The organism is Stenotrophomonas sp. STEN083, from assembly GCF_056759195.1.
On the sequence record NZ_JBRRCU010000062.1, the window covers coordinates 1 to 20,448 of the forward strand.

The 20,448-nt window shown below is 65.1% G+C and carries 14 protein-coding genes and 1 pseudogene; 7 read left to right on the forward strand and 8 right to left on the reverse strand.

From position 1 onward, the window contains the following. Nucleotides 1–226 precede the first annotated feature (226 nt). The 3 genes from ACVOK8_RS15610 to ACVOK8_RS15620 all read right to left on the reverse strand — a co-directional run bounded on the left by ACVOK8_RS15610 (nucleotide 227) and on the right by ACVOK8_RS15620 (nucleotide 6,944). Nucleotides 227–1,672, reverse strand: coding sequence for an FAD-dependent oxidoreductase (locus ACVOK8_RS15610; RefSeq protein ID WP_481567632.1), 1,446 nt, complete (start codon nucleotides 1,670–1,672; stop codon nucleotides 227–229). 136 nt (nucleotides 1,673–1,808) lie between these two features. Beyond that, the gene (gene gltB, locus ACVOK8_RS15615; RefSeq protein ID WP_481567633.1) at nucleotides 1,809–6,263 is read right to left on the reverse strand and encodes a glutamate synthase large subunit; all 4,455 of its coding nucleotides are present in this window, start codon (nucleotides 6,261–6,263) and stop codon (nucleotides 1,809–1,811) included. A gap of 294 nt (nucleotides 6,264–6,557) precedes the next feature. Then, entirely contained in the window at nucleotides 6,558–6,944 is a 387-nt protein-coding gene (locus tag ACVOK8_RS15620; RefSeq protein ID WP_481567634.1) for an I78 family peptidase inhibitor, read from the reverse strand. A gap of 117 nt (nucleotides 6,945–7,061) precedes the next feature. Here ACVOK8_RS15620 and ACVOK8_RS15625 point away from each other — a divergent pair, with 117 nt between their 5' ends. Next, nucleotides 7,062–8,081, forward strand: coding sequence for a DNA topoisomerase IB (locus tag ACVOK8_RS15625; protein ID WP_481567635.1), 1,020 nt, complete (start codon nucleotides 7,062–7,064; stop codon nucleotides 8,079–8,081). 8 nt (nucleotides 8,082–8,089) lie between these two features. Here the strand turns inward: ACVOK8_RS15625 and ACVOK8_RS15630 are convergent, their stop codons facing one another. Beyond that, complete coding sequence (locus ACVOK8_RS15630; RefSeq protein ID WP_481567636.1) at nucleotides 8,090–8,419, reverse strand: hypothetical protein; 330 nt, start codon at nucleotides 8,417–8,419, stop codon at nucleotides 8,090–8,092. Nucleotides 8,420–8,693: 274 nt separating this feature from the next. Between ACVOK8_RS15630 and ACVOK8_RS15635 the strand changes: the two genes are divergently transcribed. From ACVOK8_RS15635 to ACVOK8_RS15645, 3 genes are all read left to right on the forward strand, one after another. Then, nucleotides 8,694–9,809: a saccharopine dehydrogenase family protein gene (locus ACVOK8_RS15635; RefSeq protein WP_481567637.1), complete on the forward strand. Its 1,116-nt coding sequence runs from the start codon at nucleotides 8,694–8,696 to the stop codon at nucleotides 9,807–9,809. Nucleotides 9,810–9,906: 97 nt separating this feature from the next. Beyond that, complete coding sequence (locus ACVOK8_RS15640) at nucleotides 9,907–10,293, forward strand: BlaI/MecI/CopY family transcriptional regulator (protein WP_481534727.1); 387 nt, start codon at nucleotides 9,907–9,909, stop codon at nucleotides 10,291–10,293. Nucleotides 10,294–10,296: 3 nt separating this feature from the next. Then, the gene (locus ACVOK8_RS15645; protein WP_481567638.1) at nucleotides 10,297–12,132 is read left to right on the forward strand and encodes a M56 family metallopeptidase; all 1,836 of its coding nucleotides are present in this window, start codon (nucleotides 10,297–10,299) and stop codon (nucleotides 12,130–12,132) included. 176 nt (nucleotides 12,133–12,308) lie between these two features. Here ACVOK8_RS15645 and ACVOK8_RS15650 read toward each other — a convergent pair. Both ACVOK8_RS15650 and ACVOK8_RS15655 read right to left on the reverse strand, forming a co-directional pair. After that, nucleotides 12,309–13,400: pseudogene (locus ACVOK8_RS15650) on the reverse strand (ribonuclease H-like domain-containing protein); the annotation flags it as partial. Beyond that, on the reverse strand, nucleotides 13,394–15,877 hold the full coding sequence (locus ACVOK8_RS15655) for a DEAD/DEAH box helicase (RefSeq protein WP_481567639.1): 2,484 nt from the start codon (nucleotides 15,875–15,877) through the stop codon (nucleotides 13,394–13,396). The pseudogene ACVOK8_RS15650 and the gene ACVOK8_RS15655, both read right to left, overlap by 7 nt. A gap of 203 nt (nucleotides 15,878–16,080) precedes the next feature. Here ACVOK8_RS15655 and ACVOK8_RS15660 point away from each other — a divergent pair, with 203 nt between their 5' ends. The 3 genes from ACVOK8_RS15660 (at nucleotide 16,081) to rlmF (ending at nucleotide 18,489) form a co-directional block, all read left to right on the forward strand. Continuing rightward, entirely contained in the window at nucleotides 16,081–16,569 is a 489-nt protein-coding gene (locus ACVOK8_RS15660; protein WP_481567651.1) for a hypothetical protein, read from the forward strand. An 88-nt stretch (nucleotides 16,570–16,657) separates the two neighbouring features. Then, nucleotides 16,658–17,320 (forward strand): dTMP kinase, encoded by a 663-nt coding sequence (gene tmk, locus ACVOK8_RS15665; RefSeq protein ID WP_481567640.1) that lies wholly within the window; start codon nucleotides 16,658–16,660, stop codon nucleotides 17,318–17,320. Between the two features lie 179 nt (nucleotides 17,321–17,499). After that, nucleotides 17,500–18,489 (forward strand): 23S rRNA (adenine(1618)-N(6))-methyltransferase RlmF, encoded by a 990-nt coding sequence (gene rlmF / locus ACVOK8_RS15670; protein WP_481567641.1) that lies wholly within the window; start codon nucleotides 17,500–17,502, stop codon nucleotides 18,487–18,489. Between the two features lie 7 nt (nucleotides 18,490–18,496). Here the strand turns inward: rlmF and ACVOK8_RS15675 are convergent, their stop codons facing one another. Next, on the reverse strand, nucleotides 18,497–19,708 hold the full coding sequence (locus tag ACVOK8_RS15675) for a DUF3667 domain-containing protein (RefSeq protein ID WP_481567642.1): 1,212 nt from the start codon (nucleotides 19,706–19,708) through the stop codon (nucleotides 18,497–18,499). A gap of 226 nt (nucleotides 19,709–19,934) precedes the next feature. Continuing rightward, nucleotides 19,935–20,384: a nuclear transport factor 2 family protein gene (locus ACVOK8_RS15680; protein WP_481567643.1), complete on the reverse strand. Its 450-nt coding sequence runs from the start codon at nucleotides 20,382–20,384 to the stop codon at nucleotides 19,935–19,937. Between the last annotated feature and the right edge of the window lie 64 nt (nucleotides 20,385–20,448).

Genomic DNA, 20,448 nt, shown 5'->3' on the forward strand with positions numbered 1-20,448 from the left:
CCAACAGCCAGAGCCAACAGCCAGAGCCAATAGCCAGAGCCAATAGCCAGAGCCAATAGCCAGATCCAGAGCGAATAGCCAGATCCAGAGCGAATAGCCAGATCCAGAGCGAATAGCCGGAGCAGCGAACTCAGCGGCTATTAGACAAACAATGCCGAAGTAATCCCCTCTCCCGTTTCAACGGGAGAGGGGTAGGGGTGAGGGCGCTCTTGGCGCGGACCCGACCTTACCGCTTCAACAAGGCAACAATGCTCTCAGCAGCATCACGACCCTCAGCAACCGCAGTCACCACCAGGTCCGCACCGCGCACCGCATCACCACCGGCAAACAGCTTGGGGTTATGGGTCTGGAACGGCAGACGCGTAGCACCACCGGCAATGATGCGGCCATTGCTGCTGGCCTCCACGCCCTGCGACGAAAGCCACTCCGGCAACGTCGGCGAAAAGCCAAAAGCGATGATCACCACGTCCGCTTCCAGCAGCGATTCGCTGCCCTCAATCGCCACCGCATTGCGACGACCATTGGCATCCGGCGCGCTCAACTCGGTCTCGACCACGGTCACGCCGATCACTTCATCGTCAGCACCGGCTTCAATCGCCAGCGGCTGACGGTTGAACAGGAAGCGCACACCTTCCTCGCGGGCATTGGCGACCTCGCGGGCCGAGCCCGGCATGTTGGCTTCATCGCGGCGGTAGGCACAGGTCACCTTGGCTGCGCCCAGACGGATCGCGCTGCGTACGCAGTCCATGCCGGTGTCGCCGCCGCCGAGCACCACCACACGCTTGCCGTTGAGGTCGGGCAGGGCGATCTGGTCTTCCCAGCCGGCAATCGGCCGGCCCTGCGGATCGTTGCCGCCGACAATGCGGCTGTTCTGCACCAGGAAGGGCAGTGCCGGCAGCACGTTCTTCAGGTCCTGGCCGATCAGGCCGCCGTCGGTGTAACGGTAAGCACCGGTGCCGAGGAACACCGCGTCGTAGTCAGCCTGCAGCTGCTCGATGCTGATGTCGCGGCCGATCTCCACACCCAGGCGGAACTGCACGCCCATGCCTTCGAGGATCTCGCGGCGGCGGTCGATCACGCTCTTGTCCAGCTTGAAGCTGGGGATGCCGAATTGCAGCAGGCCACCAATCTGCTCGTAGCGGTCGAACACCACCGCCTGCACGCCGGCACGCGCGAGGCGATCGGCGCAGGCCAGACCCGCAGGGCCTGCGCCGACAACCGCCACGCCCTTGCCAGTGCTCTCAACCGCATGCAGGTCCGGCTTCCAGCCCGTGGCCAGCGCGGTATCGACGATGTATTTCTCGACCGCGCCTATGGTGACCGCGCCGAACTCTTCCAGCGTGCAGCTGCCTTCGCACAGGCGATCCTGCGGGCAGACACGGCCGCAGACTTCCGGCAATGGGTTGGTGGAATGGCAGAGCGTCGCCGCCTCGTGGATGCGGTCTTCCTGCACCAGCTGCAGCCACTGCGGGATGGCGTTGTGCACCGGGCATTTCCAGCTGCAGTAGGGGTTGCCGCAATCCAGGCAGCGACCGGCCTGGTACTGCGCATCGCCTTTGTCGAATTTGCCGTAGAGCTCGCCCCAATCGCCAGACGTGCGCAGTTCCACCGGAATGCGCTGCGGCATGGTGCGGGGCAGGTCGAGGAACTGGAAGGCTTGCTTGCGGCTCATGGGAACTCTTGATGTCTGGGGAGGAGCCCTTCTCCCGCGTGCGGGAGAAGGTGCCCCGGAGGGGCGGATGAGGGGAGGCCGGTGAAGCGCCCTCACCCCAATCCCTCTCCCGCGGGCGGGAGAGGGGCTCAAGCCGTCAAGCGGCGCGGCGCAACGATTCGGCCAGCGACTCGATGCTGGCGGCCTTGGGTTTGACCAGCCAGAACTTGCCGACGTAGTCGCGGAACTCGTCGAGGATCTGCTGCGCCCAGATGCTGCCGGTCAACTCGCGGTGGCGGCCGATCAAGGTGTGCAGGTGCTGGCGATGGTTCTCGAAGCCTTCGGTCGAGATGCGGTGGATGTCGATCAGCTCATGGTTGTAGCGGTCGACGAAATCGCGGTCGACGTCGAGCACATAGGCCAGGCCACCGGTGAAGCCAGCACCGAAGTTCAGGCCGACCTTGCCAAGCACCGCGACCACGCCGTCGGTCATGTACTCGCAGCAGTGGTCACCAGCACCTTCAATCACTGCCAGTGCGCCGGAGTTGCGCACGCCGAAGCGCTCACCTGCGCGTCCGGCGGCAAACAGCTCGCCGCCGGTCGCGCCGTACAGGCAGGTGTTGCCGATGATGGCAGTGTTGCGCGCCTCGAAGCGGGCGCCGCGCGGCGGACGTACCACCAGGCGGCCGCCAGCCATGCCCTTGCCAACGTAGTCGTTGGCTTCGCCTTCGACTTCCAGGTTCAAGCCGCCGACGTTGAACGCACCGAAGCTTTGCCCGGCGGTACCGCGGAAGCGCAGGTTCAACGGTGCTTCGCTCATGCCGTGGTTGCCGTGCGCGCGGGCGATGGTGCCGGACAGGCGCGTGCCCACCGAGCGGTCGGTGTTGTGGATCAGGAAGCGGTGTTCGCCGCCCTGCTTGTTGGCGATGGCGTCGGCGAGCAGGTTGTCCATCTGCGTGGCCAGGCTGTCCGGCGACTGGTACAGGCGCTGCGCGGCGCAATGCGCGCCGTCGTAGTGCGCAGGCGCGAGCAGGCGCGACAGATCGACCTTGACGCCTTCGCGCGGCGACACTTCCAGCTGCTGCAGCAGATCGGTGCGGCCGACGATTTCATCCAGCGAACGCACGCCCAGGTACGACAGCCACTCGCGCACTTCCTCGGCCAGCAGGCGGAAGAAGTTCTCCACGCGCTCCGGCAGGCCGGTGAAGTAGCCCGCACGCAGGCGCTCGTCCTGGGTGGCGACGCCGGTGGCACAGTTGTTGAGGTGGCAGATGCGCAGGTACTTGCAGCCGAGCACGATCATCGGCCCGGTGCCGAAGCCGAAGCTGTCGGCGCCCAGCAGTGCAGCCTTGACCACATCCAGGCCGGTCTTCAGGCCACCGTCGGTCTGCAGGATGGTGCGGCTGCGCAGGTCGTTTCCGACGAGCGCCTGGTGCGATTCGGCCACGCCCAGCTCCCACGGCACGCCGGCATAGCGGATCGAACTGATCGGCGAGGCACCGGTGCCGCCGTCATGGCCGGACACGGTGATCAGATCGGCACCGGCTTTCACCACACCGGCAGCAATGGTGCCGACGCCTGCATGTGAGACCAGCTTCACCGATACCAACGCATCCGGATTGACCTGCTTCAGGTCGTAGATGAGCTGTGCCAGATCTTCGATCGAATAGATGTCGTGGTGCGGCGGCGGTGAGATCAGGCCGATGCCGGGCTTGGCGTAGCGCAGGCGCGCGATCAGCTCGTTGACCTTGTGGCCGGGCAGCTGGCCGCCTTCACCGGGCTTGGCGCCCTGCGCGACCTTGATCTGCAGCACTTCTGCATTGACCAGGTATTCGGCGGTGACGCCGAAACGGCCGGAGGCCACCTGCTTGATCTTGGAGCGCTTCTCGGTGCCATAGCGCGCGGGATCTTCGCCGCCTTCGCCGGAGTTGGAACGGCCGCCGAGGCGGTTCATCGCAATCGCCAGCGCTTCATGCGCTTCCGGCGACAGTGCGCCCAAGGAAATCGCAGCGGTATCGAAGCGCTTGAACAGTGCCTCGGCCGGTTCCACTTCATCCAATGGCACCGGCGTTGCCGCCGGCTTGAGCTGCAGCAGATCGCGCAACGCCGAGGTCGGGCGCGAATGCACCGCGTCCATGTACTTGCGCCAGTCTTCGGCATCGCCCGTGCGCGAGGCGCGCTGCAGCGTCATCACCACGTCCGGGTTGTACATGTGGTATTCGCCGCCATGCACGTACTTGAGCAGGCCGCCGACTTCCGGCTGCGCCAGATCATTCCAGGCGCGCACGGTGAGCTCGCGTGCTTCGGTATCCAGGCGCGCGAGGCCCACGCCGCCGATGCGGGCAGCGGTATCCGGGAAGCACAGTTCAACCACGTCCGGGTCGAGACCGACGATCTCGAACAACTGCGCGCCGCGATAACTGGCAATGGTGCAGATGCCCATCTTGGAGATGATCTTGCTCAGACCCTTGTAGATGCCCTTGCGGTAGCTGCGGCCGATCTGCGAGACCTCACCACCCTTCTTCAACTGCAGGATGCCGCGCCGGCCCAGGTCGAACAGCGTCTGGTAGGCCAGGTACGGATACACCGCAGTCGCACCAAAGCCCAGCAGACAAGCCATGTGGTGCGCATCACGTGCGGTGCCGGTTTCCAGGATCAGGTTGACGTCGCAGCGCAGGCCAACCTTGGACAGATGATGATGCACGGCGCTGGTGGCCAGCAGAGCATGCACCATCGGCCGGTCGGCAACCGGGTAGCGGTCGGACAGCAGCAGCATTACCACGCCATCGCGTGCGGCCTGCTCGCACTCGGCGCAGATGCGCTCGATGCCGGCCTTCAGACCTTCCTCGACGCTATAGGACAGGTCGATCAGACGATTGCGCTCGACGTACTGGTCCATCTTCAGCAGCTGGCGCAGCTTGCGCTGGCTCAGCACCGGCGAGTTGAGGATGACGTGGTTCACCGTCTCCGCCGCGGCGTGGAAGATGTTGGTCTCCTTGCCGAGCTGGGTGGTCAGCGACATCGCGCATTCTTCGCGCAGCGGATCGATCGGCGGGTTGGTGACCTGCGCGAAGGCCTGGCGGAAGTAGTCGTACAGTGGACGGGTGTGGCGGCTGAGTACGGCGATTGGCGTGTCATCGCCCATCGAGCCGGTGGCTTCCTGCCCGGTTTCGGCCAGTGGCCGCAGCACCTGCTCCAGTTCCTCGGTCGTGAGCTGGAACAGCTTGTGGTAGCTGCGCAGCGTCGCTTCGTCGAACGGCTCCTCGGCCAGCGAGGGATCGATCAGCTCGGTCTGCAGGTAGGTCACGCCCTGGTGCAGCCATTGCTTGTACGGCGCGCGTGCACGGTTGATGCGGTCGATGGCTTCCGAGTCGAGCAGGTCGCCACGCTTGAGGTCGATGGCCATCATCTGGCCCGGACCGAGCTTGCCCTTGCGCACGACGCGCTCGGTCGGCACTTCCCACACGCCGGCTTCGGAGGCGACCAGGAAGTGGCGATCAGAGGTCAGCATCCAGCGCGCCGGGCGCAGGCCGTTGCGGTCCAGGGTGCAGGCGGCATAGCGGCCGTCGCAGGCCACGATGCCGGCCGGGCCATCCCACGGCTCGCTGTTCAAGCCATAGAACTCATAGAACGCGGCGAGGTCGGCGTCCTTGAATTCCAACGATTGCGTTGCCGGCGGCACCAGGATGCGCAACGCCTGGATCAGCTCCATGCCGCCGGCCACCATCAGCTCCAGCATGTTGTCCATGCTCTGCGAATCGGAACCGTGCATCGAGATCACCGGGTCGAGCTCGGCGATGTCGAACTTCGGCGTCTTCCACACCTTGCTGCGCGCCTGCGCCCAGTGGCGGTTGCCTTCGATGGTGTTGATCTCGCCGTTGTGGGCGAGCATGCGGAATGGATGCGCCAGCGGCCAGCGCGGCATGGTGTTGGTGGAGAAGCGCTGGTGGAACACCACCACGCTGGACGCCAGTTCGTGACGCTGCAGGTCCGGGAAGAAGGTGCTCAGCTTGTCTGGCAGCACCATGCCCTTGTAACTGATGGCTTCGGCGCTGAGCGTGGTGACGTAGTAATCGGCGACATCGCGCAGGGTCTGTTCGCTGCGGCGGCGGGCCATGAACAGCGCCAGTGCGAATTGCTCGGCGCTCTGCTCGATGTCGGCATCGACGAACACCTGTTCGATCTTCGGCAGCGTGTCGCGCGCCAACTGGCCACAGACACTGTCATCGGTAGGGACTTCACGCCAACCGCGCGGATGGCAGCCGGCGGCACGCAGCTGTGCATCGAGTTCGGCGCGACATCGCTGCGCAGCGTCAGCATCGTGCGGCAGGAACACAACTCCGGCGGCGAAGTTGGGGCCGAGTGCGATACCGGCTTCTTCAGCCAGTTGGCGCAGGAACACGGTGGGTTTGCGCAGCAGCAGGCCGCAGCCGTCGCCGGTGAGCCCGTCGGCGGCAACACCACCGCGGTGGGTCATGCGCGACAGCGCAGCGATGGCGGTATCCACCAACAGGCGCGATGGCTGGTCGTCGAGCTGGGCGACCATGCCGAAACCACAGGCGTCGCGTTCGTCTTGCGGGTCGTAAAGCCCTTGCGGGGTGCGGACTGCCATCTGTGCCTCGATGCGATTCAGGTGAGCGGCGACACTCCTGCCCGCTCGCTGAGCACGTCATGCACATCAGATGGATCGCGTCGTGCCGTTGGGGTAAGACCCGACGAACGCCGTTGCGGCGTATACGCCCGACCCAAGCGCCCTCGCGCCCATCCAATGCACATGATGTGCTCAACCTGGAGCGCACCTTGAGGTCACCGGATGGTTCGACTAAATCACAGTTGTTGCAACGCCGCAATACATCGTTGCGAGCGCAACCAAAGCCTTGCTGGGCAAGGCTTTGGCGCTGCCAATTCAGCCGCAGCGGACGCCGCTGACGGTGCCCTTGTCGTCGATTTCGATGTTCAGGCGCTCGCCGATGAACTCCATCGTGACCGGCTGGTTGGGCTTGAGCACGCGTACGTCGGTGGCACCGGCGTCTTCCTTGGCCTGGGCCTGCATGGCCTCGTTATAGGCCTGGCCGACCAGGCCCTGCACCTGGCTGGCATCGCAGGCGCCCGGCGGCGGCGTGGCTTCAGCGGGTGCGGCAGCGGCCTCGGCGGCCTGCTGGGATTGGTTCAGTGCTTCATCCTGTTCTTCCGGGGCCGGCTTGGTGCAGGCGCTCAGGGCCAACATCAGGGTGGCGGTGGCAATCAGGGCGGCGGGGCGGCGCAGGGCGCGCGGCGTCGACGGGAACTGCATCGGAACTCCAGGGTGTTGAGAGACATCCCAAGCATATAGCCAAGTGACGGCCATGTTGACGCTGCGTCGCAATGCACTGCGCGATACTCCGCCACCGTTTATTTGCTGGGAGCAGCGATGGCCGCGACATTGTCAGTGCCTGCATTGCGCCATAGCCATGACGGTGAACCGGGCATTGTCCGCCAGCGCGCCGGGCGCGGCTTCCGCTATGTGGATACGCGCGGCAAGCCGGTGCGGGCGCCGGCCACGCTGGAGCGCATCCGGCGTCTGGCCATTCCGCCCGCCTATACCCAGGTATGGATCTGCGCGCAGGCCAATGGCCATCTGCAGGCCTGCGGTCGCGATGCGCGCGGGCGCAAGCAATACCGTTACCACCCCGACTGGGTACGCACGCGCAGTGACAACAAATTCGATCGCATCGTGGCATTCGGCAAGGCATTGCCAAGCCTGCGCCGGCGCGTGCGCAGCGACCTGGCCTTGCCCGGCCTGCCACGGGAGAAGGTGCTGGCAATCGTGGTCTCGGTGATGGGCCGCACGCTTGCGCGCATCGGCAACGATGCCTATGCACGCGACAACCACTCCTACGGGCTCACCACGCTGCGCAACCGCCATCTGGAACGCGCTGGCGAAGGCAAGGCACGGCTGCGCTTCCGCGGAAAATCCGGACAGGCGCAAGCCTTGGTCATCGACGACCGCCAGCTATCAGCGCTGGTGCGGCGCTGCCAGCAACTGCCGGGGCAGCTGCTGTTCCAGTACCGCGACGATGACGGCAAGGTGCGGCCGGTAGGCTCAAGCGACGTCAACGAGTACCTGCGCGAAGCCACCGGCGCAGACTTCAGTGCCAAGGATTTCCGCACCTGGGGCGGCACGCTGGTGGCGTTGCGTGAGCTGGCCCAGCTGCCTGTGCCTGAAACCGGCGGGGAGCGCGCGCAAAGCGCCTTGCAGAACCAGGTGATTGCAGCGGTGGCGGCGATGCTGGGCAACACGCCGGCGGTGTGTCGCAAGGCCTACATCGATCCCTGCGTGTTCGACGGCTGGCGTGATGGCCGGCTCAGCACGATGCAGTCCCTGCGCGGCCCCCGCCAATGGGAGGCCGCCGCACTGCGTTTCCTGCGCGCCGCACATCGGGCGGGTTGACGGCGGACTCAGCCGCAGCGCATGGCGGTGATGTTGTTGGTGCGGCCGATTTCGATGGTCAGGCGATCACCGCCCGTCGAGGCCTGGGTCTGGATGGAAGCCGCGCTGTCGGGTTGATCGTTGCCGCGCACCACTTGCACCTGCAGGCTGTCACTGTCCACGCGGGCGCGCTCGACGGTATCCGGTCCGGCGGCAAGGCCGACCGCGCCGCGCACCATGTCGGTATGACATTGGCCGGAGATGACGCCATCGATGGGTTGCACCTGGCTGACCCGGGCAGTGCTGCAGGCAGTGGCGGTGATGGCGCTGAAACAGGCGATGACCAGCATCCGATACATGGCGGACTCCAAGCGGTGGTATGCATGCAGGGTGCTGCTGTTGGTGTAAGAGCGGGATGAAGAGCCCTGCCTGCAGCGGATTTGCTCCCTCCTTTGCACGAAGTGCAGGGGAGGGTTGGGGAGGGGTGCTGTTCGCAGGAACATCGAACAACGTGCACAAGCAGCAGCCAAAGCCACCCCCTCCCAACCTCCCCCTTGGCTACGCCAAAGGGGAGGGGCCAAGCAGCGCTCCTCTCGTCGATAATCCACATGGCAATCCACACAGGAATATCCGATGTCGCAGCAGGAGAGCTGTCGTATTCTGGTGTTGGGCGGTTACGGCCATTTCGGCGCGCGTATCGTGCGTGCACTTGCCATCACGCCGGGCATCACCGTCATCGCTGCCGGTCGCAACCCTTCGCAGGCGGCAGCCAATCTGCCGGGCGTGGATCTGGCGACCATCGAACTGTGCCGGCTGGATACCGCTGCGCCCGACTTCGAGACTCAACTTGCCAACACCCGAGCGGCACTGGTCATCCATACCGCCGGTCCCTTCCAAGGCCAGGGTTACGACGTGGCAAAGGCTTGCCTGCGCGCTGGCATGCACTACATCGATCTCGCGGACGGTCGCGACTTTGTCGCTGATTTTCCGCAGCAGCTGCAGGCCCTGGCCGAGCAGACCCAGCGCAGTGCGATCAGCGGCGCCAGCACCTTGCCGGCGCTCTCCAGCGCGGTCGTCGATGCACTTGCAGCGCAATTCGACCAACTGCACAGCATCGACATGGTGATCGCGCCCGCGCAGGCCACGCCACTGGGCATGGCGACCGTACGAGCTGTGCTTTCGTACTGCGGCAAGCCGTTCGAGTGCTGGCTCGATGGCCGCTGGCAAACCGTAGTTGGCTGGGCCAATCCGCAGCCAGTACGCTTTGCCCGTATTGGTCCGCGCCTGGCCTCGCCCTGTGATGTGCCGGACCACACGCTGCTGGTGCAGCGCCATCCGGGCGTGGCGACGGTGCGCTTTCGCGCGGCACTGGAGTTGCCGTTCCTGTCGCGTTGCCTGGCGACGCTGGCCTGGCTGCGTCGGCACGGCCTGCCATTGCCGATGGAAGCGCTGGCCGGCGTGTTCGCCCGCGCCGGTCGCTGGTTCGATCGCTTCGGCACTGATCTGGGCGGCATGCGCATAACCCTGCGTGGCCAACGTGGGGGCCTGCAGCGCACCGTGCATTGGGATCTGACCGCGCCAATGCTGCACGGCCCGGAGATCCCCACCCTCGCGGCCGTGCTGCTGGCGCGCCGCTTTGCTCGTGGCGAGGGATTGCCAACTGGTGCCCATGCCTGTCTCGGCCTGCTGACGCTGGCGGAGTTTGAAAGCGAGTTCGCGCGCTGGCAGATCGACAGCACAGTCAGCTGAATCATTCAGCCCGGCAGCGGTCAGGGTGCCATCCGGGCTATTGACTACAAATGTAGGCAGATCTACCGTGGCGACAAATGTAGTCACGGAGACGGCCATGCGCCGCAAGACCATCGGGGACCAGGAACTGGCCCTGCTGCAGTACATCGGAGAGAACGAACCCACCAGTGTCGGCGAGGTAGCCGCGCGCTTTGGTGAGGCCCGCGGGCTGGCCCGTTCCACCGTGCTGACGATGATGGAGCGCCTGCGCACCAAGGGCTATCTGCAGCGCGAGCAGGACGAGGGCGTGTATCGCTACAGCTCCACCGCCGAACAGCAGGAAGTGGTCAACGGCGCGGTTGGCAGCTTCGTCGAAAAGACCCTGCAGGGCTCGATCTCGCCGTTCGTGGCGTGGATGTCGGAGAAGGCCGAGGTCAGCGACAACGAACTGGCCGAACTGGAAGCGCTGGTCAGCAAGCTGCAGTCGCAGCGCCGGGAGGATTGAGCCATGTCGATGACGCTTGAGTTGTTGGGCAGCCGCCTGTTCGCGACCAGCGTGCAGACCGCGCTGTTGGCAGGCCTGGTGTGGCTGCTGTGCCGTTACGTGCGACGCCTGCCGGCCAGCACCCAGTGCGCGCTGTGGTGGCTGGTGGCGGTGCAGGCCGTGGTTGGCCTGTTCTGGGCGTCACCGTTGGAGTTGCCGCTGCTACCTGCCGTCGATGCTGCACCGATGGTGGTGCAGGCTGCCGCGACCGCTGCACCGGTGACATCGACACCTGTGACAGCCGCGCCAATCATCGTGATGCAGCCTTTGCCTGCCGACAGCAGCTGGTCGTGGAGTCTGGTACTGATGGCGATGTGGTCTGCTGGCGTACTGGTGATGGCATTGCGCACCGCGCTGGCGTATCGCGGCAGTCGCGCCCTGCTGCGTGCCGCGCAGCCCTGCCACGATCACAAGCTCAACGCGGCGCTTGCGCTTGCCGCCGATGCGCATGGCCTGCGCCGCGCACCGCGCCTGATGCTCAGCTCTGCGATCGACTCGCCGCAGCTGATTGGCCCATGGCGTCCGGTGCTGCTGCTGCCAGCGCGTGGCCTGCAGCGCATGGGTGACGACCAGTTGGACATGGCCTTGACCCATGAACTGGTGCATCTGCAACGCCATGACCTGTGGCTGGGCTTGGTGCCTGCGCTCGCCCAGCACCTGTTTTTCTTCCACCCGGTGGTGCACCTGGCCGCCCGCGAATACGGCATTGCCCGCGAAGCCGCGGTGGATGCCGCGGTGGTCGCCGGTGACCGGCACTGCCGCCAACACTACGGACGCCTGCTGTTGCAGTTGGGCGTTGCTCCCCGGCCGGGCGCTGGTTTGGCCAGCGCGTCGCCGACCTTCCTCAGCCTCAAGCGGAGATTGCTCATGTTGCAGGACACTTCTTCCTTCCCGCGCGTCGGTGCGGCCTTGATCATTGCCGCCGTTGCCCTGGTCGGTGTGGCACCGTTGCGGCTGGTGGCGATGCCGGCACCTCCCGCGCCGCCGGCACCACCCGCACCTGTGGCAGCGCCCGTCGCCCCGGTTGCGCCAACTGCACCGGTTGCACGTTCGGTGTCGCGCACGGTGGTTGCTGGTGCTGCGGTACCCGCCGCCCCGCCTGCACCGCCCGCTCCACCGGCGCTGGTCGTGCCCCCCGCGCCGCCTGCCGCCCCGCCCGCACCCGCTGAACCATTGCGTACGCAAGGTGTGATCCACCTTTCCAGCAACCAGAACGCCGATGGTTATGTATTGATCAAGGGCAACCACAACGTCATGAATGGCAGCGTCGCCGACCTGCGCGAAGCCAAGCAACTGGACGACGGCAAAGGCGTGCTGCTGGTGCGTCGTGATGGCAAGCGCTATGTGGTGCGCGACGCGGCAACCTTGTCGCGCTTTCAGGGGTTGTATGCCGAAAGCGTGCGTCTGGGTGATGCGCAGGGCCGCCTGGGTGATCGGCAGGGAGCCTTGGGCGACCGCCAGGGGCAGATCGGTGAGCGCATGGGCGAGATCGGCGCACGGATTGGTGAGCTTGCGAGTGAGCAGGCGGAGTTGGCACTGAGTTCGGGTGAACGCAGCGATGCACAGCGCCGCGCATACGAAGCAGCGCGTCGCAAGCTGGAACAGGCCCGCGAGGAGATGGACAACCCGGCGATGCGTGCGGAAATGGAAAGCCTGGCTGCACAGCAGGCGGCATTGGGCAAGCAGCAGGCCGAGCTGGGCAGGCAGCAGGCCGCGGCCAGCGCCAAGGCCAATCGTGATGCGGATCAGATGATCCGCGAAGCGATCAGCAGCGGAATTGCGCAGCCGCTTGGTGGTTGATGTTCTGGGAGGGTTTGCTTTGGCTTGGAGCTCGAGAAGAAGCACCCCTCCCCAACCCTCCCCTTCGCCTTCGGCGAAAGGGAGGGGGCAAGCTCCGCTCCCTCCCTTTGGCGCAGCCAAGGGGAGGGCTGGGGAGGGGTAAGCTCTTCAAGCAACGACTGACGAGCAACTGAAACTCAGCCCTCCGCCTCCAACGCCAATTCCGCCCGCTCATCCGCTTCCGCCTGTACCAGGCGCAGGAACAGCAGCGCCAAAGTCACCACGTCCTGATGATTGTGTTCACCAACACGACGCAGATTGCGCGCGCTGCCGCCACGCAGATAACTCAACCACGCCGCAGGCGCTTCCGAACCCGGCAAATCATCCTCGCGCGCGATCAGCAGCAGCTGCCGCTCGATGGTCGCCAGCCGACAGTTCTCCCAGGTGCCGCGATAGCGACGGCGGGTGGGGAACAGCAGGTCCACATGATCCAGTGCCGAAATCGGATCGCCACGCCGCGCCAAGCGATAACGCGTCTTCAACAACGGTGCGTCGTAACAACGGCCGTTGTAGCTGGACAGCACCGTGTTCGGTGACAACCAGCTCGCGAACAATTCGAGCATCGCGCTCTCCGCGCCCATCGTCGACATCAGCAGCTGGCGCACGCGCAGGCCTTCGCCATGCGCTGCATCGTGATGCCAGTCTGCGGCGCCGATCATGAAGGCGCGGGTTCCGGTGCCGCCTGCCAGACCGGTGGTCTCGGTGTCGAAGAACAGCAGGTCCTGCGCCGCGACGGATTCTTCAGGACGCTTGCTGAAAGCCAGTGACAGCTGTTGCGTTGGAATCGCCTGCGGGATGAAGGCCTCGATCAGATGCAATCCGGGTGCGATCTCGGTGCCGGGTAGATCGCGATCAACCGGGCCACGTTCGACTGGTTGCGCCGGTGCGATTGCGCGATTGCGTGTAGCCAGCAAACGTCGCAACGCAGCGCCGTCCTGCGGGACTGCGGGTTTGTGCTGGATCTGATCGACCCAGCCGAATACGGAGGATTCCGTCTTCGGCTTTTGTAGGAGCGGCGTCGGCCGCGAAGCCGGTGTAGTTTCCGCAGCCGACGAAGAACCCGATGTATCTGGAGCAACAGGCACTGCTGCAGCGTCCACCATTGGTGGCTTCGCGGCTGACGCCGCTCCCACAACAGGCATGGGGGCTGCGGGCCCCGCAGGCGGCGCCGTCGACAGCCCCGCCTGCTTACGCAGGGCTTTCAGTTTGTCCAGGCTGATGCTCATGGCAGCAGATCTAGTGCCTCGTCAACGACGATGGTTGGCACTTGATCGCAACGCTCGGCCGAGAGCAGCGACAACACGGTCAGTGCCAATGAGCGTGGCGTCGGGCCTTTCTCTTCTTCCTGTGCAGCCAATACCGGGCCAACGCAGGCCGGGCAACCGGAATTGCAGTCGCAACGCTCCACCAACTCCAACGCGCGCTGCACCAGCTCACCTTGGCGTTGCCACAGCGGTTCGCTCAGGCCAACGCCGCCGGGGAAGTTGTCGTAGAGATAAACCGTCGGCACGAAACTCTGCATCAGCTCCACCGCGCCTTCACCGGCTTCATTGCCGCGCAGCTGGCCACGGCCGGTCTGGTCGGCCACCGCAAACCAGGCGCCGTCACCATTGCCCACGGCTTTCTGCAGATCGCGTGCATCGGCCATCACCGCGACGGTGGCGACGATGTGCAGCGCATAGGCGGCGCCGAGGAAACCATCCAGCGCGTCCTGCTTCTGCGCGAAGCTGCGCAGCAGCGTGGCCTGCGGCAGCTGCCACCACACCGAGGTGGTGTGCAGCTCCTGATCGGGCAGGTTGACCGGGCCGTAGCCGATGTTCTCGTGCGTGTAGTAGCGGATCTTCTTGTAGCCGGCGACGCGGCGCACCACATGTACTTCGCCGTGATGCGAATCACCGCGGCCGGCACCGTCGCCGTCAAAGCGGTCCAGCACCTTCAGCTTGGTGTAGTCGATGCTGTCGGTGTAGTAGTCGACGTGTGTACGGGTCACGTAGGCCTTGCGGCCGTCCCAGTCCAGCCGCTCCACTTGATATGGCGTGCTCTGCACCATGTGGATGGCGCCTTCGTACAGCGTCAGCGCAGCGGCGGAGTAGTCCACTTCGGCGATGATCTGCTGCTTGCCGTCGCTGCGGTCAACCACCACGAAGTTGCCGTCGGCGACTGCGCGCAGGCTCACCGCATTGGCGGGATAGCTGTCGGCGATCCACTCCCAGCGGTCGCCCTCCTGGTGCACCACTTCGGTTTCGGCCAGTGCCTGCAGGAATACCAGCGGATCGATCGGCCCGAACGGTTCGCCTGCGAGGAACGGCAACTCGAACGCGGCGCAGCGGATGTGGTCGAACAGGATCAACGGCTGGTCCGGCGAGATGCGTGCGTGCTCGGGCGTGGCGTTGGCGAAGAAATCCGGATGCCGCACCACGTACTGGTCCAGCGGCTGGCTGCTGGCGACCATCACGCCGAGCGCGGCCTGTTGCCGGCGACCGGCGCGGCCGAAGCGCTGCCACGTCGCCGCAACGCTGCCGGGATAGCCGTTGAGGATGACCACGTCGAGTGCACCGATATCCACACCCAGCTCCAGTGCCGAGGTGCTGACGATGCCGTCGATATTGCCGGCACGCATCGCCCGTTCCACCTCGCGGCGCTCGGTCGGCAGGTAGCCGCCCCGATAGGCGCGGATACGCGCCGGCTTGCGCGGGTCGTTGTCGAAGATGTCCTTCAGGTACTTGGTCAGCACTTCCACCATCAAGCGTGTCTGTGCGAACACCAAGGTCTTCAAACCACTTTTGATCGCGATGCGGGCGATGCGGTTGGCCTGCGAACGTGCCGATGCGCGCAAGCCCAGATCCGGATTGAGCACCGGCGGATTCCACAGCAGCACGTGCTTGGGCCCGGTCGGTGCGCCGGATTCGGTGATGGCATGCACCTTCTCTTCCACCAGCGCCTCGGCGTGCGCGTGCGGGTTGCCGATGGTGGCCGAGCACAGGATGAACTGCGGTTGCACGCCATAGAACGCGCAGATGCGCTTGAGCCGGCGGATCACATTGGTGACATGGCTGCCGAACACACCGCGGTAGGTGTGGATCTCGTCGATCACCACATAGCGCAGGTTCTCGAAGAACTGCGCCCACTTGGTGTGATGCGGCAGGATCGCCTGGTGCAGCATGTCCGGGTTGCTGACCACGATGTCGCCATGCAGGCGGATTGCCTGCCGCGCATCGCCGGGCGTGTCACCGTCGAAGGTGAATGCCTTGACGCCCAGATCGCCGGCCCGGTTGAGCTCCAGCAGCTCGGCCACCTGGTCCTGTGCCAATGCCTTGGTCGGGAACAGATATAGCGCCTTGGCATTGCCCTGCATCGCGGCGCTTACCACCGGCAGCGTGTAGCACAGCGATTTGCCGGACGCGGTGGGCGTGACGATGGCGACGTGCTCACCGCGCTGGCTGGCGTCCCAGGCCTCGGCCTGGTGCGAGTACAGCTGCTCGATACCACGCGCCTTCAATGCGGCTTTCAGCGCCTCGGGTACATCATCGGGAATCGGCGCATAGCTGCCTTCGCGGCCGGGGATGGTGAAGCTGCCGGTGACCCGGTCCTTGTAGCGCCGGGCCAGGCGCTGGCCGAGCAGCGATCCGTCACGCGATGGCAGGCCATCGGTGGTTGCCAGCGCCCGTTCGCTGGCTTCGGTGCGGGGAGCGAGGGAGAACGCCATGCACGCAACTGCCGATCAAAGAGTGTCATGGAAGCATATCGGTGTCTCACGCCGTGAGACCCGTTGGGATTACGACATGCTGAACGGACCGCGGTGTTCCAACAAAATGTGAAGGACTGTCTGCGTATGCTGCAGGCGACGCGCAACAGGCAGGGTGGGTGGCTGTGGCATTACCGGCAAAATGGAGCACATTGTTGGCCGGCATGATGCTGGCGGGAGTGGCACAGGCACAGCAAGCAGTGCCGGCAAGCACGGCTGCCGCGCCTCCCGGGGCCGTGGTGGTCGAACCGGAACGTGCCGACAACGTGCAAGTCGATCCGAGCGATGTCGTGGAGGTGCCGGTGCAAGGCAACGTCACCACCCTGGGCGAAGTACGCGCGATCAAGCCCGAAGATGATGAGCCGTTGGACCTGTATCGCTTCAAGAACCCGGTGCAGGCTGCGCCCAACCGCTTCAGCAAGAACTGGAGCGAGCCGCCTTCACCCGAGCAGGTTGGCATGAGTGGCGGTTACCTGATGATGGGCATCGGTTACGGCTTGATGAAGGCCGCGCAGGGGCTGAACAAGCTCACCGGCGGCCCTGATCAGATCCAGTCAGCCATCGCCCGGCCACCGCCGGAGCTGACCGAGCAGGAGCAACAGCGGGCCGCCGAATACTGTGCGGTCAACGGCTGCACCGCGCCCGCGCGTTGAGCGCGGGCTGTTCCCAGCGTGGCGGTTGGCCGGGCTGCAGCGACGTCAAGCCGCGCGATATCAGCCGGTTCCGATTAAAGTAGCGCCCATGGATAACCAACAGATTCCCGGTGGCCTGCTCATTGCCATCGAAGGCATTGATGGCGCTGGCAAGACCACGCTCGCCCATACACTGGCCCAGCACCTGCGTGCTGCAGGGGCACAGGTGGTACTGGGCAAGGAACCGACCAATGGCCCGTGGGGCACCCGCCTGCGCGCCACCGCCGCTACCGGCCGGCTGAGCCCGGAGCAGGAGGTCGAATACCTGCTGCACGACCGTCGCCAGCACGTGGAAGAGGTCATCGTCCCGGCCCTGGCCCGTGGCGAGGTCGTCATCCTCGACCGCTACTTCCCGTCGATGGTGGCCTACCAGGGCGCCGCTGGGCTGCCGTTGGACGAGATGCTGCAGGCCAACGATTTCGCGCCGCGCCCGAATTTGCTGCTGTTGCTGGATCTGCAGCCGGAGCAGGGGCTGGAGCGGATCCGCGCCCGTGGCGACAAGCCCAATCACTTCGAGACCGCGCAGAATCTGGAGCGTTGCCGGTTGATCTTCCAGCAGCTAGAGCTGCCCAACAAGCAGGTCATCGACGCCAGTCGGAATGAAGCCGAAGTGCTGCGTGACGCGCATGCGGCGATTGCCGCGGCGCTCGCGCTGCGCGTGGGTGAACACGGTGCGCAGTTGCTGCAGAACGTGCAGGGTTTGGAGCTGTAGAAGGCTGCTGCAGCTGGCGGTGCCGCATCCCACCTTGTGGGAGCGGCGTAAGCCGCGAAGCTGAGGTTGTTGAAGCGCAGGCAACGTGTGCCATCTGATGATGTACGTGCTTCGCGGCTGACGCCGCTCCCACAAACAACGAGAGCCTCCGCGTGTCGCTCTTGGCATCCAATAAGCACATGACTTCTTCGCCTCAACGTCCGCGCGCCAAGCCCACTGCCACACCGGCACAGCCGCTGCTGCATCCCCGCAACCGCCATCAAGGCCGTTATGACCTGGTGCGTCTGGTTGCGGCGAATCCCGCTTTGCGCGCGCACCTGATCCGCACCCCGGCCGGCACTGACAGCATCGATTTCAGCAACCCGGCTGCCGTGCGCGAGCTCAACCGCGCGCTGCTCGCCAGCGACTACGGTATCCCGCATTGGGATATCCCGGATGGCTACCTGTGCCCGCCGGTGCCGGGACGCGTGGACTATGTGCACGGCCTGGCTGATCTGCTGGCTGACGACAACGGCGGTGTGATTCCACGCGGCCCCGTCGTGCGCGCGCTGGACATTGGCGTCGGCGCCAACTGCATCTATCCACTGCTGGGCCAGGCTGAGTACGGCTGGCGCTTTCTCGGCAGTGATATCGACGCGGATGCGCTGCAGGCCGCCAATGCCAATGTGCAGGCCAATGGCCTCGGTCAGCTCATCGAGCTGCGTCAGCAGCATGCACGCGGCAACCTGTTCGCCGGCCTGCTGCAGGCCGATGAGCGCTTCCATCTGACGATGTGCAATCCGCCGTTCCATGCCTCGGCCAAGGAGGCGGCGCAGGGCAGTCAGCGCAAGCTGCGCAATCTCGGTGGCGCGCAGGCAGGCAGCCGCAAGGCCCCTGCGCTCAACTTCGGCGGCCAGGCCAACGAACTCTGGTGTACCGGTGGTGAGGCATCGTTCCTGCGGCGGATGATTCGCGAAAGCGCGGACATCCAGAATCAGGTGCTGTGGTTCAGCTCACTGGTGGCCAAGAGCGAGCACCTGGCCGATATCCACAAACAGTTGGGCAAGGTTGGCGCAGCCGAGGTACGTGAAGTGGCGATGGCGCAGGGCAACAAGCAGAGCCGCTTTGTTGCCTGGAGTTTCCATTCAACCGCTGCGCGCAAGGCGTGGTTGCAGGCAACGCAGGCCTAGGCCGGGTTCAAGCGGAAACGCCAGCCAGCACCGCGTACATCACCACGAAGGTGACCAGGAAGAAATAGATGAAGCCGATGAAGCTGTAGCGCAGCAGCGTCAGGATCGGATTGCCGCCGTACACGCGCTGCTGCATCCAGAACAGGTACACCGGCACCGACAGCCACAACAGCACATACAGCCAGGCGCAGATCGCGCTGACCACCGCATTGGCGATTGCACCGCTGATACCGGCGATGAGGAAGGTGGTCAGCAGTACCAGCATCAACCAGCAGTGGCTGTACAGCGCCACCACCAGATGCTCCAGATAGCCCATCGGCCGCCGCAGGATGTAAGCCACGCGCAACACCAGCGCGAAGATTGGCATCAGGAAGAACAGCGCACCGGGCAGCGAAGTCAGGATGGCCTGCACGTACAGATCGGTCTTGTTGCCCATCCGTTCGACATTGGCCTGGCCATTGGCCAGGCGACGGTTCAACCAGCTGCTGGCGAATTTCGGCCAGCCCTCCAGCACGATGGGGTTGGTCTCGGCATCCCATGGTTTGCCGTTGACCGGGACATTGACGAAGACTGCTTTTTTCTCCGCACTGACACGCTCGGCAGCCTCGTCGGCACGCGCCAGCGCCGAGTCGGTAGCGCTGCGTGCGGATGGCTGCGCGTTTGCTTCGAGTTCCGCGCTGCGCTGCGCAGCTGAGGTGTTGATCGCTGCCATGGCAATGGCAAGTGCTGGCGCCGCCGCAGGATTTGCCTTTTGCTGCTGCTCCATCTGCACCACCTGGGCGGCGCGCACCGCTTCCACCTCGGCTACGGTCTGCGCCTTGGCGAAGGCCGGATCGGCACTGCTGCCGGTACCGAAGTCGTCGCTGTGCAGGGTCAGCTTGCCGACGAAGAAGGTGAACAGCGTAAGGATCACGAACAGCCGCAGCGGCTGCACATAACCGACGCGCTGGCCCTTGAGGAAGTTGACGGCGATCCGGCCCGGCACCAGCAGATCGCGCAGGGTGCGGAAAATGCGCCCATCAAGATGCCAGAACGATTCGAAAACCTCCTCGACCGCATGCCCGAAGTTCTTCAGGGGGTTATGCGCCGACTGCCCGCAGCCATGGCAGTAGTGGCCCTGCAGGGGCGTGCGGCAGTTCTCGCAGTTGCCGTGTTCGGAAGTGGAATGCACGACTTCGGTCTGGCTCATGGCGCGGCGGGCAACGGATGGAAGCCGCATACGATAACGGGGTTTGCTGGCTCCGTTCAGTATCAGTTCAAGAAAAATTCAAAACGAAGTAAAGCCCCTCTCCCGCCTGCGGGGTGAGAGGGGCAGCTTGCGAACCATTGGTTCGCTGCCCATCGAACGCACTTGCGCCAGCGCAAGGGCCGGGGCGCGGAGCGGGGGTTGGGGTGGGGTGGGGGAAAGCTCCTGGCACGTAGACCCAAAGGCCAAACCACCCAACTCAAGATCCGCGCACCTTCCGATGCCACAACGCATTGACGATCACCCAGCGCCCATCAAACCGGCCCATTTGCAGGTGATCGATGAACCATGGGCTTTCCAGCCGCACCGTGGCAATGTCCTCATCCACCTGCAGCACCGTCACCGTCCGCTGCCACTGCTCGCGCGGCGTCTTCAGCGCGCCCTCGCGGGTGAAGCGGATCAGCTCGTCCGAGCTCATCCGGCCCAGGCCCAGTGTTTCATTCGGATTGGCAACGAGATTGCGCTTGGCCAGATCCGGATGCAGGGCCCGCGTCACCCGCGCGACGTCGCCTTCCAACTGGCCGTCCATATAGTCGTAGGCGGTAGCCTCGATGGCCTGCAGGGTGGCGGCATCCGGCGGCGCCGCTGCGGCGTTGCCGGCAACGCAGAGCATTCCCACAACAAACACGCGCAGTGCAGCTGACAGCATGGCCGGTTCCTGATGGGTGGTGGCTGTGGAATCGTGGCAGTTACTGGTTGGGATGCAATGGGTG